Origin of the sequence: Arthrobacter sp. CAU 1506 (assembly GCF_005047635.1) — a bacterium.
In the GTDB taxonomy this organism is placed as follows: domain Bacteria; phylum Actinomycetota; class Actinomycetes; order Actinomycetales; family Micrococcaceae; genus Crystallibacter.
Map to the genome: position 1 here is coordinate 53,578 of NZ_SUKC01000012.1, position 12,489 is coordinate 66,066.

Consider the following 12,489-nt stretch of genomic DNA (forward strand, 5'->3'; position numbering starts at 1 on the left):
GCACGGACCGTGCGTTAGCTGTCTTCCCCTGAGAGAGTGTTGACGCTGCCCGTGAAGTGAAGCCGGTGGCTGCGCTCTCCCCAGCCGGAGAACTCGGACGATTCCCACGACCCGTTGCGTTCCGTGTCATGGATCCGTACGGCCACCGTGGCAGGGAGGAACACCGGAGCAGCGAAGTCGATGCGCCAGCTGAACGGTTCGCTGGCCGTGGCCTCCACGCTGGTCAGTACCCGCGATGCCAGATACATGCCGTGCGCGATGGACCGCTTGAGCCCCAGCATCTTGGCCGACACCGCGCTCAAGTGGATGGGGTTAAAGTCGCCGGATACACCGGCGTACTCACGGCCTGCCTCGGGTCCGAGGCGCCAACGTGCCGTCGGCTGCGGCGGGATGAAATCGGTGCGTTCCGGCCTGAAGGCCTTGTCCAGGCCGGGCAGGTAGACCGCCTTGGCCAGGTAGTCCGAGACACCTTCCCACACGGTTTCGCCTCCGGCCTCGATCCGGGTGTGAAGTTCCACCTGGGTGCCGGCGTGGTGGCCGCGCAGGCCTTCGGCCCAGGCCGTCACCGTCAACGGTTCGGTGAAGTGGACCGGCCGCAGGTGGTTCACCCGGTTGGCCAGATGCACCATGCCCAGCAGCGGGAGCGGGAAGTCCTGCCGTGTCATCACGCTCATCGCCACCGGGAAGGCAACGGAGTGCAGGAACACCGAGGGCAAGGTGTCCCGCACGGTGCCGTGCATCAGTTGCTGGAAGCCGCTGACCCGTTCCGGGGCGATGTGCACGCCGTCAACGGTGTGCCGCACCGCCGGGAGCTGCTCGGTCTGCTGGCCGACGCCGAGCTTGTGCCGCGCCGCTGTGGACGCGGCCGTCAGGTACAGCCGGGAGAGCGTGGGCATCTCCCCCAGGATGACCTCGCTCATGCGCCCACCATGCTCTGGCCGCAGACGCGCAGCGTCTGGCCGTTGATCCCACCGGCAGCGTCGCTGGCCAGGAAGGCCACCGCTTCGGCCACGTCCAGCGGCCTGCCGCCCTGCTGCAGCGAGGACAGCCTACGGGCCACCTCGCGGGTCAGGAACGGCATCCGCGCGGTCATGTCCGTCTCGATGAAGCCGGGTGCCACGGCGTTGATGCTGCCGCCGGCGTCCGCAAAGGCGGCCGCCGATGCGCGAACCATGCCGATGATGCCCGCCTTGGAGGCGGCGTAATTGGTCTGCCCTCGGTTGCCGGCAATTCCGCTGGTGGAGGCCAGCGACACCACCCGCGGGGCTCCGCGAAGGACTCCCGAGGCCAACAACTGCTCGTTCATCCTCAGCTGGGAGGAGAGATTGACCGCGATCACCGAGTCCCATTGTGCCTGGTCCATGTTGGCGAGCAGTTTGTCCCTGGTGATGCCGGCATTGTGCACCACAATATCCAGCCCGTGGTTCCGCTCCGCCGCATGGGCTGCGATCTTCTCGCCGGCGTCCGGCGCGGTGATGTCCAACTGCAGGGCGGTGGCGCCTACCCGGTTGGCAAGGTGGGCCAGCTGTTCCCCGGCTGCGGGAACGTCGACGGCGATGACCTTGGCGCCGTCGCGGTGCAGGGTCTCGGCGATGGCAGCGCCGATGCCGCGGGCGGCACCGGTAACGACGGCGACCTTGCCAGCCAGCGGGCGGTCCGCCTCCGCCGGCAGCGCGGCGGTGCCGGAGCCAACCGTCAGGAACTGCCCGTTGATGTAGGCGCTTCGGCCGGAGAGCAGGAAGCGCAGGGCCCCGAGGACGGCAGGAGCGCCGGCATCCACGCCCTCGCCCAGCAGGATCCCGTTGCCGGTGGCTCCGCCGCGCAGCTCATGGGCCAGCGACCGCAGGGCACCGTCCACCGCCTGGCGGGCGGCAGCCCGGGCGGGCTCGCCGGTGCCGGAGGCGGGGCGGGAGACCGTAACGACCCGGCCGCCAGGCGCCAGGGCACGCAGGCTGGCGCCTGCGGTGAGCATCGGGTCCGAGAGTTCTTCCGGCGACTCGAGTTCGTCGAGCACCAGCAGGATGCCGCCGAGCCGTTCCTTCGGCGCCACGTGCCGGCGGACATCCAGATCCCAGCCGAGCATTTCCTTGGCCAGCACGTCGGCGCCGGCCCCGGAGCCCAGCACCAGGACGGGCCCGGGCAGCAACGGGGTGCCCGGCCGGTAGCGGCGCAGCACCGCTGGCTGGGGCAGTCCCAGTTTCTTGGCCAGGCTTTTCAGCGGCCCGGCGTTGACCAAGTCCAGGTAGCGGTCCGCCATTAGTTCGCCTCCAGAATGGCTACCACGCCCATGCCGCCGGCGGCGCACACGGAGATCAGGCCGCGGGTGCCGCGGGACTCGGCGTCGGCCTTTTCGCGCAGCATCTTGGCGAGGCTGGCGACCAGCCGGCCGCCGGTGGCGGCGAACGGGTGTCCGGTGGCCAGCGACGAACCGTTGACGTTCAGCCGGGTCCGGTCGATCGGGCCCAGCGGCTTCTGCAGGCCCAGCTTGTTCCGGCAGAACTCTTCGCTCTCCCACGCCGCCAGATGGCACAGCACCGTGCCGGCAAAGGCTTCATGGATCTCGAAATAGTCGAAGTCGGCAAAGGTCAGGCCCTGCCGGGCCAACAACCGCGGCACGGCGTAGGCCGGCGCCATCAGCAGGCCCTCCTTGCCGTGCACAAAATCCACGGCTGCGGCCTCGGAATCGACGACTTCGGCCAGCACCGGAAGGTCGTTGCGCCGGGCATAATCCTCCGAGCCGAGCAGCACGGTGGAGGCGCCGTCGGTCAGCGGGGTGGAGTTGCCGGCGGTCATCGTCGCCTCGGCGCCCAGGTTCTTGCCGAAGACCGGCTGCAGCTTGGCCAGCTTCTCCAGCGTGGTGTCCGCCCGCAGGTTGGAGTCCTTGGCCAGGCCGCGGTACGGCGTCATCAGGTCGTCGAAGAACCCGCGCTCATAGGCAGCCGCCAGGTTGCGGTGGCTGGCCAGCGCCAGTTCATCCTGCGCCGCGCGGCTCACGTTCCACGCCGCAGTGGTCAGCGCCTGATGCTCCCCCATCGACAGCCCGGTGCGCGGTTCGGCAGTACCGGGCGCGTTGGGCGCCAGATCCTTGGGGCGCAGTTTGGCCAGGGCGGTGAGCTTCTGCTGCACCGATTTGGCGCGGTTCAATTCCAGCAGCACCGCCCGAAGCCCCTCGCTGACAGCGATCGGGGCATCCGAGGCGGAATCCACGCCGCCGGCGATGGCGGATTCGATCTGGCCGAGCTTGATCTTGTTGGCCAGGCCCACCACGGTTTCCAAGCCGGTGGCACAGGCCTGCTGCAGGTCGTAGGCGGGCGTTTCCGGCGACAGCGCGGAACCGATGACTGCTTCACGGGTGAGGTTGAAATCGCGGGAGTGCTTCAACACAGCGCCGGCGGCGACCTCGCCGATCCGTTCGTCCTGCAGGCCGAAGCGCGCCACCAGGCCGTCCAATGCTGCCGTCAGCATGTCCTGGTTGCTGGCCTGGGTGTAGGCCCCGTTGGACCGGGCAAACGGGATGCGGTTGCCGCCGATGACGACTGCCTTGCGCAGGACGGTGGCGGGACGGGTGCCGGTGGCGTCGGGTGAAGCGGCCATGAAGGCTCTCCTCGTGAATTGGGTACAGGTCGGATCGAAGTCAGTTACCGTTACCAAGCGTACCTGATACGCTGGGTAACGTGAATAGCGCCACAGTCCGTTCCGCGGCTTCGCCCGGGCCCGACGGCCGCTCCGCCCGCTGGGACCGCCATCGGACCGAACGCCGCCGGGAACTGATCCGTGCTGCCCGTCATGCCGTGCACCGGCTGGGCCCCGACGCTTCGATGGAGGACATCGCAGCGGCTGCCGGGACTTCGAAACCGGTTTTCTACCGCTACTTTGGCGACAAGGCAGGGCTACAGCAGGCCATGGGCGAGGTGGTGGTGGGCCGCATGCAGGCCAGGCTGCAGGAAGCCGCCGCCAGTGCGACCACACCGCAGGAAGGCCTGACCGCCATGGTCTCGGTCTATCTGCAGATGGCGGAATCCTCGCCGCACGTGTACGCGTTCGTCACCCGGGATGCACCCTTGGACCCATCGGTTCCGCAGCCGCTGCGCGGCCAACCGACGCCGCCCGCTGCTGCCACGGAGACCGGCAGTTCCGCAGTGTTGCATGATTTTTTCGCCAACGTGACGGCGATGATCGAAGCCCCGCTGCGCGGTCACCTGAGCGCCTCCGCGGACAGCGCGGCGGAACTGGCCGCGGCCTCCTACTGGCCGCGGGCCGCCATCGGCATGGTGCGCGCCGCCGGCGAACGCTGGCTGGCCGCACCCGATGACGGCAGCAAACCAAGCCGGGAGCTGATGACCAGCATGCTCACCCAATGGTTGCTCCGCGGAGTGGCTCCCGGCCGGACGGAGCCGACAGCGGCGTCCGGTCCCCCGCCGGCAGCCCGCCAGTCCGCACACTGAGCCGCAGTGCTGCCGCCGGCACCGCCGCAGCCACTTTGACCATCCGACCTATCCGTGACGACCGAAGGAACACCCGATGACGTACACCCCCACTGCCGAAACGCCGGAGCCGGTTGTAGACAGCGGCGCTACCGTTGACGTGGCCGGGCTCGGCGAGGCTCTGCTGGGCCGCTGGGCCGAGGTCCGTAAGGCGGCCCGTGACCTCGCCGGCCATCCGGAGCTCTACCGGATCGACGGACTGCCGATGGATGAGCACCGCGAACGGGTGGTGGGCCAGTTGAAGTACCTGGTCGACGCCGGGGCCGTGCACCGCGCGTTCCCGCGGCGGCTGGGCGGCGAGGACAACCACGGCGGTAACATCGCCGGTTTCGAGGAACTGGTCACCGCCGATCCCTCGCTGCAGATCAAGGCCGGCGTGCAGTGGGGCCTGTTCGGCGCCGCCGTGCTGCATCTGGGCACCCGGGAGCACCACGACCGCTGGCTGCCGGACATCATGAGCCTGAAGACGCCCGGCGCCTTCGCCATGACCGAGACCGGCCACGGATCGGACGTTGCCAGCATCGCCACCACCGCCACGTACGACCCGGCGACGCAGGAGTTCGTCGTCCACACCCCGTTCCGCGCCGCGTGGAAGGACTACCTCGGCAACGCCGCCAACGACGGTCTGGCCGCGGTGGTGTTCGCGCACCTGGTCACCCGCGGGGTGGACCACGGCGTCCATGCGTTCTACGTCCCCATCCGCGACGAGCAGCGCAGCTTCCTGCCCGGTATCGGCGGCGAGGACGACGGCTACAAGGGCGGCCTGAACGGCATCGACAACGGCCGGCTGCACTTCGACCAGGTCCGGATTCCGCGCACCAACCTGCTGAACCGGTACGGCGACGTGGCCGAAGACGGCACCTACTCCTCCCCCATTGCCAGCCCCGGCCGCCGCTTTTTCACCATGCTGGGCACCTTGGTGCAGGGCAGGGTCTCGTTGGACGGCGCCGCGGTGGCTGCCAGCAAGGTGGCACTGGCCATCGCCGTCCGTTACGCCACCGAGCGGCGGCAGTTCAACGCCTCCTCGGACACGGCCGAAGAGGTGCTGCTGGATTACCAGCGACACCAGCGCCGGCTGCTGCCCCGGCTGGCCACTACTTACGCGGCCTCGTTCGCCCATGAACAACTGCTGCAGAAGTTCGACGACGTGTTCTCCGGTGCGCATGACACCGACGAGGACCGGCAGGATCTGGAGACCCTGGCGGCGGCGTTGAAGTCGCTCAGCACCTGGCACGCCTTGGACACGCTGCAGGAGTGCCGCGAGGCGACCGGCGGCGCCGGCTTCCTGGCTGAGAACCGGTTCGCCGCCCTGCGCGCCGACCTGGACATCTACGCCACGTTCGAGGGCGACAACACGGTGCTGCTGCAGTTGGTTGCCAAGCGCCTGCTGGCGGACTACGCCAATGAATTCCGTCATGCCGACTTCGGCGTCATGGCCCGCTGGGTGGCGCACCAGGCGGCCGACGTCACGCTGCACCGCACCGGGCTGCGCCAGGTAGCCCAGACCTTCGCGGACAGCGGATCGGAGCGCAAGAGCGCCAACTACCTCAAGGATCCGGAAACCCAGCGCCAACTGCTCACCGACCGGGTCTCCACCATGGTGGCTGGTATCGGCGGCGCCTTGCGCAACGCCACCCGACTTCCGCAAAAGGAAGCCGCGGCACTGTTCAATGAGCACCAGCATGAACTGATCGAGGCGGCCCGCGCCCACGCCGAACTGCTGCAATGGGAAGCCTTTAGCGCCGCGATCGCCGAGATCGAAGACCACGGCACCCGGCAGGTGCTGACCTGGCTGCGGGACCTCTTCGGGTTGTCGCTGGTGGAAAAGAACCTGGGCTGGTACCTGATGTACGGCCGGCTGTCGGCGCAGCGCGCCCGGATCCTCGGCACCTACATCAACCGGCTGCTGTCCCGGCTCCGCCCGCACGCCCATGACCTGGTGGATGCCTTCGGCTACGGCCCGGAGCACCTGCGCGCGAAGATTGCCAGCGGCGCGGAGCAAGAACGCCAGGACGAAGCCATGGCGTACGCCCGCTCACGGCGCGCCAGCGGCGAAGCCCCGGTGGACGAAAAGGTGCTGATGGCCCGGCGCAAGGCCGAGGAGAAGCTCAGCAAGAACCGGCAGAAGCTGGAAGCCAAGAACTAGGACAACGACGGCGGGGCTCCCCTTGGGCGACACGGCTCGCCTTGGCGGGGCCCCGCCGTCGTGAGCGGAGCTGGACCAGCTAAGATTTTCTGGGCCCGATCTTCCCTTCCGCGGGCGGAAAGCACTTCCATGTCCTTCACCCAGAATGCCCTTGCCCGCTGGCAGGAGTTGCAGGCGCTGGCCGCCACGCCCGGGCTTAAGCTCGCCTCCGCGAGTCCGTGGGTGCCGGCGCTGTTCAGGACCGCTTTCACCCGCTCCCGCCCGCAGCTGCCGTTGGAAGAGTTTCACCGCAGTACCGACTCGTTCCTGGCCGAACTGCGCCGCGCCGGGGTGGAGCTGCGCGTGGACTGGTCCGCCCGCCAGTACGCCGACGACTGGGTGGCCCGGCGCTACCTGTCCCGGCTGCGCGAGGACGGCCGGTTCGTCTACGAACCCACCGAGACCACGGTGCGGTTCCTGGAGTACCTGGACGGCCTGACCGGGACTTCCTCGTCGTTGAACAGCTCCCGGCTGGCCACGCTGCTTACCCGCGTCGAAGCGCTGGCGCATGAAACGGACCCCGACCCCGAGGCCCGGATCGCCGTGCTGCAGGCCGAAATCGCCCAGCGCCAGGACAAGATCCGCGCGCTGGAAGCCGGCGAAGCACCTGCGTCGCTGCCCGACGCCACCGCGGTGGAGGCAGCCCGCGACGTCTTGGCGCTGGCCGCCGGCCTGCCGGCCGATTTCAAGCGGATGCGTGACGGCCTGGAGCTCATGCTGCACACCCTGCGCGCCGAGATTGTGGAGTCCAACGCCACCAAGGGCATCACCATGGGCGAGGTGCTCGAGGCGGACAAGCGGCTGCGCGGCACCAGCGAGGGCCGGACATACGAGAGCTTCACGGCCTTCCTGAACGACGAGGAGCAGCAGCAGCGCTTCCGGCAGGCCATCGCCGAGGTGCTCGAGCGGGACTTCGCCGACGCCCTGGAGGCCGAGGACCGGCGGGCGCTGCAGCGGCTGATGCCCCAATTGCGGGCGCAATCGGCGGAGATCCACCGGATCTACGGGCGGCTCTCGGAGAGCATGCACACCTTCGTGCAGTCGGACGACGTCCGCGAATCGATCCAGCTGCGGCAGACCATCCGGGCGGCCGAGACCGCCATCCTCAAGTCCCGGCGCAGCCTGCCGGGCCGCCGTGCCGTGATTCCCGCGCCCGAACTCTTCGGCTCCGGCTTTGAATCGGTCAGCATGGTCCGGCTCTACGATCCTCAGGACCACCAGGCCCCGGCAAAGCTGCCGGAACCGCCTGCCTTCACCGAAGCGGACATCCACCGCGCGCTTCGCACGCCGCAGGCGGACGCGGCGGCCCTCGCCCGCGCCGTGCGCACCGCCGTCGAGGCCCGCGGGCCGGTGCCGCTGTCCGAGGTCTATGCCGACTTGGAAACGCAGCACCGGCACCTCAACAGTCTGCGGTGGCTGCTCCAGCATGCGCTGAATTCCGGTGGCACGCTGGACCCGCAGGCCACCGACACCGTGACCCTGATCCAGATCGACGGCAGCGAACGCACCGCACTGCTGCCCGCCGTCACCTTCACGAAAGCTGCAGATTCATGAACGAGATGACCGAGGCCCGCGTTGCACCCGCCGGAGGCCCGTCCGACGGCAACCCGCAGGATGAATCCGCGGAGCTTCAGGAGTCTGCAGGGCTGGACGCCGGGTTGGACGACCAGGACTGGCTCGACACTGGGCTGGAGGACCGGGCCGAGCCCGACGACGCAGCCGGGCTGGACGACCAGGACGGGCTGGACGCCCAGGCTGGGTTGGACGACCAGGACGGGCTGGACGACCAGGCTGAACCGGATGCAACTGCCCGGGACGAGGTCCGGGACGGGCCCGAGTTGTTCGACGGCGATACCGGCACCCTGCCGCTGAAGCTGCGCCAGGCCCTGATCAGGCTGCTGCGCGGCCCCTACCTGGACGCCTCGTCCACGGACCGCGTCTACGACACCGTGGTGGAACACCGGCGGATCCTGGCGTCCCGGCTCAGCGAACTGTTCCTGCAACTGGTCATTGACGAAGACCGGAAGGTTGCCATGCTGCGCCCGGTCCCGATGGCCGAACCGCACACCACCGCCCTGCAGCGGCAGCGGGATATGACCCGGGAAGAAACGCTGCTGCTGCTGCGGATGCGCCTGGTGCAGGACCGTCACGCCGGCACCGGAACTGAGCCACTGCTCAGCCGTGCCGACGTCATCGACGTGCTGCAGGACTACGTGGATCCGGAGCAACGCGATGCCAAGCACGTAGAGGACCTGGCTGACGCCTCGTTGCGCAAGCTGGTCAACGAGCGCCGGCTCCTGCAGGCAACCGAACTTCCGGATGTGTGGGTCATTTCGCCGGCACTTCCGCTGGCCTTGCCGTTCGAGAACATCGGCGACATCCCGGCGGTCATCAACTCGCTGGCCGGCGATGATCAACCGGCAGGCAGCGGGCCGGAAACGGATCAGTTGGCTTTCGACGGCGGGGAGGCCTGAGCATGAGCATTGAGACAATCCTGCCGATGGACGGGCTGCTCAACCCGGGCCAGCACCGGCTAACGTCCGTGCAGTTGGTCAACTGGGGCACGTTCGACGGCGCCCACACCATCCGCGTGGACCGCGCCGGCACGTTGTTGACCGGGGGTTCCGGGGTGGGCAAATCCACCATCTTTGACGGCATGCTGCAGGTGCTGGACGCCCGGCCCAAAATGAATGAGGCCGCGCAGACCAGCTCCGGCCACGCATCCGAGGAACGGCGTACCGCGTTCAGCTACATGCGCGGGCGGCTGGGTGCCACGCCGGCCGACGGCGATGCTTCACAGACCGCCACGTTCTACCAGCGCCCCGGCGCCATCTGGTCGGCGGTCTGCCTGACCTTCGACAATGCGCTGGGCCAGACCACCAGCCTCTCGGTGATGCTGGACCTGCCGGCCAATGGCACCGAACACAATGTGGGCCGTTTCTACGTCCTGCACAACAAGCCGCTGGACATCCCCCGCCTGGAGTCCGGCATGGCGGGCAGGTTCAGCAAAACATCGCTGGAGGCGCTGCTGCCGGGCAGCCAGGTCTTCGATTCGCACAAGGCCTTCGCGGAACGTTTCCGACAGGCGCTGGGCATCGACCAGGAAAAGGCGTTCGGCCTGCTGCGCACGCTGCAGACCGGCAAGGGCCTGGGCGGCACCGTCAACGACTTCTTCCGCAACCACGTGTTGGATACGCCGCGGACGCTGGCGGCGGCCGAAGAAGCAGTGCAGGACTTCAGCCACCTGCGCAGCATCAGGCGGCAGCTGGAACGGGTCCGGCAGCAACGCGACCTGCTCGCTCCGGTGCCCCGGCTGCACCAGCAGCTGCAGGAGACACAGTCGCAGCTGGAGCGCAACATCCTCTTGGCCGACGTCGCCCTGCCGCTCTACCGGCGCCGCCTGGCACTGGAGTGCCAGGACCGGCAGATCGGGGTGTTGAGCGCGGAGGCGGCCACCGCAACAGCGGAGCTGGCGGAGACCGAAGCGGCACGAACCGCGCTCAAGGAGAAAACGGCCCGGCTTTCCGCGCGGTACGGCAGCGAAGGCGGCGCCGCCGTCGCCACCCTGGAGCGCGAGCTGGCCGCAGCGCAGTCCGAGCTGCGCGCCCGCCAGTCGATCGAAGATTCCTTCCGGGCCGAAGCTGAGGCCGCGGGCCTTGACGCCGACTTCAGCCCCGGCGGGCTGGCGGCAGCGCGCAGCCGCGCCGCGGTGCTGGTCAAGGAGCTGCTGGCAGAAGCCGAGTCCGTCCGTGAACGCAGCAACGACGCCCAGGGCGAAGCCTGGAGCCTCAAGGGACAGATCCGGGCACTGGAGCAGGAAATTGAGTCCTTCCGCCGCCGCACCAGCAACATCCGGCCGGAGAGCCTGGAACGCCGGCGCCAGATCTGCGCCGCGACCGGCATCACCGAGGAGGAGCTGCCCTTCGCCGGCGAGCTGATCGATCTTGACCCCGCCGAGACCCGCTGGCGGCCGGCAGCCGAGCGCACGCTCCGCTCCCTGGCTTCGGCGCTGCTGGTGCCCGGCGACCGGATGAACGCCGTCACCCGGTATTTGAACGAGCACAATATCCGCGGCTTCCTGCGGATCATCGATGTCAGTGCTCCGCTGGACGGCAAGACCGAGGCCGAGCCGGACGACCTGGTCACCAAACTGGTCACCAAGGACACCGCGATGGGCCAATGGGTCCGGCGCAAGATCACCGCGCACTATGACTACGTCTGCGTCGAGGAGCCGGAGCAGCTGGCCGGTGTTTCCCGCGGCGTGACCTTGGGCGGTGCGGTCAAGCGCAGCAGCAGCACCACTGAGAAGGACGACCGGCACACCGGGGCTTCCGACCATTTGCTGGGCTTCGACAACCGGGACAAAATCGCCGCACTCGCCACCCGGCTGCTGGAACTGCGGGACACCTACGGCACCGCGGATTCAGAGTCGGCCGAACGCGCCCGCGAACAGCAGGACCTTGGCCGGAGGCTGGCCGCGGCCAAGGCAGTCGCTGCCGACACCCGGAGCTGGGAGGAGATCTCCGCCGCTGCACATGCCGCAGCAGTGGCTGCGGCGGCGGAACGCTTGGAGCAGGCGAGGGACGCCAACACGGACCTCGAACAGCTGCGGTTCGAACTGGAAACGGCGGAGCTGGACCTCACGGCCGCTACGGAGAAGATCGGGGTCCTCAAGGGCGAAGCCGCCCGCTTGTCCACCGGGTTGTCTGCCGCGCGCCAGCGCCGCGACGGCTTGGCCGGCAACGGCGAACCTGCCGGAGCGTTGACCGAGGAACTCGCGTCCGAACTTGGCGCATTGTTCGCCCCCCATGGCGAAGTGACCGATCTGGAGTTCCTCGGCGATGTCTGCACCAGGGTGGAGCGTGAACTGCTGACGTCCCGCGGCACACTGGAACGGACCAAACTGGAGGCCGGCAACCAGTTGGTGAAGATCTTCGAGTCCTACAACCGGCAGTGGGGGTCGGACTACGGCACCTCGCTGGAGGCCGCCGCCGACTACGAGGCCCGTTACCACGACATTGTCGGCGAAGGCCTGCCGCAGCGCGAGGCAGAGTTCCGCGAGTACTTCAACAACCGCACGTACGAACGCTTCAGCGACCTGCTGCAGTTGCTGGACGAGGAACGCCGGAGCATCGCCTCCCGGCTGCAGCCGCTGAACCAGATCCTGCGGCGGGTCAACTATCACGCGGACAGCCACTTGCAGATCGAGATTGCGAACGCAGTTCCGGACGCCTCGCACAAATTCCGGACTGACCTGAAGAACGCGCTGCCGGTGATGGGCCGGCGGCAGACCGGCGATGACATGGACGCCCGCTACCTCGCCTTGGACCGCATCGTGGAGCGGCTGGCATCGGAGGACGAACGCCGCTGGCGTGCCGAGGTCTTGGATGTGCGGTCGCACGTGGACATCACCTGCACCAACGTGCTGGCGGACGGCCGCGCGTACACCAACCTGCAGGCCAGCCTGATGTCCGGCGGCGAGGGCCAGCGCTTCACCGCGTTCATCATGGCCTCCGCGCTGGCCTACCAGCTTGGCATCGCCGGCCAGGGCTTCAGCACCTTCGGCACGGTCATGATGGACGAGGCGTTTGTGAAATCGTCGCTGGCGTTCGCCGAGGCCAGCATCAACGCGCTGCACGAGTTCGGTTTCCAGCTGCTCTTGGCGGCTCCGGAGGACAAGGTGGACCTGGCCCGCTTCCTCGGCTCCGTCACGGAAGTCCTGCGCGACGAATCCGCCAACCGCTCCGGCATCCTGGAACGCGGCCGTTCACTCGCCCGCCCGGTGGACATCGTCCTGCGCTGATCCCTCCGGCTGGGGGC

The 12,489-nt window shown here is 68.6% G+C and carries 8 protein-coding genes; 5 read left to right on the forward strand and 3 right to left on the reverse strand.

Annotation, left to right across the window (positions count from 1 at the left end):
• Nucleotides 1-14: 14 nt before the first annotated feature.
• From E4J89_RS13980 to E4J89_RS13990, 3 genes are read right to left on the reverse strand one after another with little or no spacing between them, the layout of a single operon-like run.
• Nucleotides 15-920, reverse strand: coding sequence for a MaoC/PaaZ C-terminal domain-containing protein (locus E4J89_RS13980; protein WP_136786761.1), 906 nt, complete (start codon nt 918-920; stop codon nt 15-17).
• Entirely contained in the window at nt 917-2,257 is a 1,341-nt protein-coding gene (locus tag E4J89_RS13985) for a 3-oxoacyl-ACP reductase (RefSeq protein ID WP_136786762.1), read from the reverse strand. The genes E4J89_RS13980 and E4J89_RS13985 overlap by 4 nt, the downstream gene beginning before the upstream one ends.
• On the reverse strand, nt 2,257-3,594 hold the full coding sequence (locus E4J89_RS13990; RefSeq protein WP_136786763.1) for an acetyl-CoA C-acetyltransferase: 1,338 nt from the start codon (nt 3,592-3,594) through the stop codon (nt 2,257-2,259). Before E4J89_RS13990 ends, E4J89_RS13985 begins: the two co-directional genes overlap by 1 nt.
• Before the next feature lie 80 nt (nt 3,595-3,674).
• On the opposite strand from E4J89_RS13990, the gene E4J89_RS13995 reads away from it, so the two are divergent.
• The 5 genes from E4J89_RS13995 to E4J89_RS14015 all read left to right on the forward strand — a co-directional run bounded on the left by E4J89_RS13995 (nt 3,675) and on the right by E4J89_RS14015 (nt 12,472).
• Nucleotides 3,675-4,445, forward strand: coding sequence for a TetR/AcrR family transcriptional regulator (locus tag E4J89_RS13995; protein ID WP_240691900.1), 771 nt, complete (start codon nt 3,675-3,677; stop codon nt 4,443-4,445).
• Nucleotides 4,446-4,521: 76 nt separating this feature from the next.
• On the forward strand, nt 4,522-6,630 hold the full coding sequence (locus tag E4J89_RS14000) for an acyl-CoA dehydrogenase (protein ID WP_136786765.1): 2,109 nt from the start codon (nt 4,522-4,524) through the stop codon (nt 6,628-6,630).
• 129 nt (nt 6,631-6,759) lie between these two features.
• Complete coding sequence (locus E4J89_RS14005) at nt 6,760-8,223, forward strand: DUF3375 domain-containing protein (protein ID WP_136786766.1); 1,464 nt, start codon at nt 6,760-6,762, stop codon at nt 8,221-8,223.
• A complete protein-coding gene (locus tag E4J89_RS19900) occupies nt 8,220-9,143 on the forward strand; it encodes a DUF4194 domain-containing protein (protein WP_136786767.1) in 924 nt (307 codons plus the stop codon). The genes E4J89_RS14005 and E4J89_RS19900 overlap by 4 nt, the downstream gene beginning before the upstream one ends.
• 2 nt (nt 9,144-9,145) lie before the next feature.
• Entirely contained in the window at nt 9,146-12,472 is a 3,327-nt protein-coding gene (locus E4J89_RS14015) for an ATP-binding protein (RefSeq protein WP_136786768.1), read from the forward strand.
• The last annotated feature ends 17 nt before the right edge of the window (nt 12,473-12,489 follow it).

What these genes read in the sequence shown, in the direction of transcription:
- E4J89_RS19900 (WP_136786767.1), top strand. Translation starts at nt 8,220, where the DNA reads ATGAACGAGATGACCGAGGCCCGCGTTGCACCCGCCGGAGGCCCGTCC.
- E4J89_RS13980 (WP_136786761.1), bottom strand. Translation starts at nt 920, where the DNA reads ATGAGCGAGGTCATCCTGGGGGAGATGCCCACGCTCTCCCGGCTGTAC.
- E4J89_RS13990 (WP_136786763.1), bottom strand. Translation starts at nt 3,594, where the DNA reads ATGGCCGCTTCACCCGACGCCACCGGCACCCGTCCCGCCACCGTCCTG.
- E4J89_RS14000 (WP_136786765.1), top strand. Translation starts at nt 4,522, where the DNA reads ATGACGTACACCCCCACTGCCGAAACGCCGGAGCCGGTTGTAGACAGC.
- E4J89_RS14005 (WP_136786766.1), top strand. Translation starts at nt 6,760, where the DNA reads ATGTCCTTCACCCAGAATGCCCTTGCCCGCTGGCAGGAGTTGCAGGCG.
- E4J89_RS14015 (WP_136786768.1), top strand. Translation starts at nt 9,146, where the DNA reads ATGAGCATTGAGACAATCCTGCCGATGGACGGGCTGCTCAACCCGGGC.
- E4J89_RS13985 (WP_136786762.1), bottom strand. Translation starts at nt 2,257, where the DNA reads ATGGCGGACCGCTACCTGGACTTGGTCAACGCCGGGCCGCTGAAAAGC.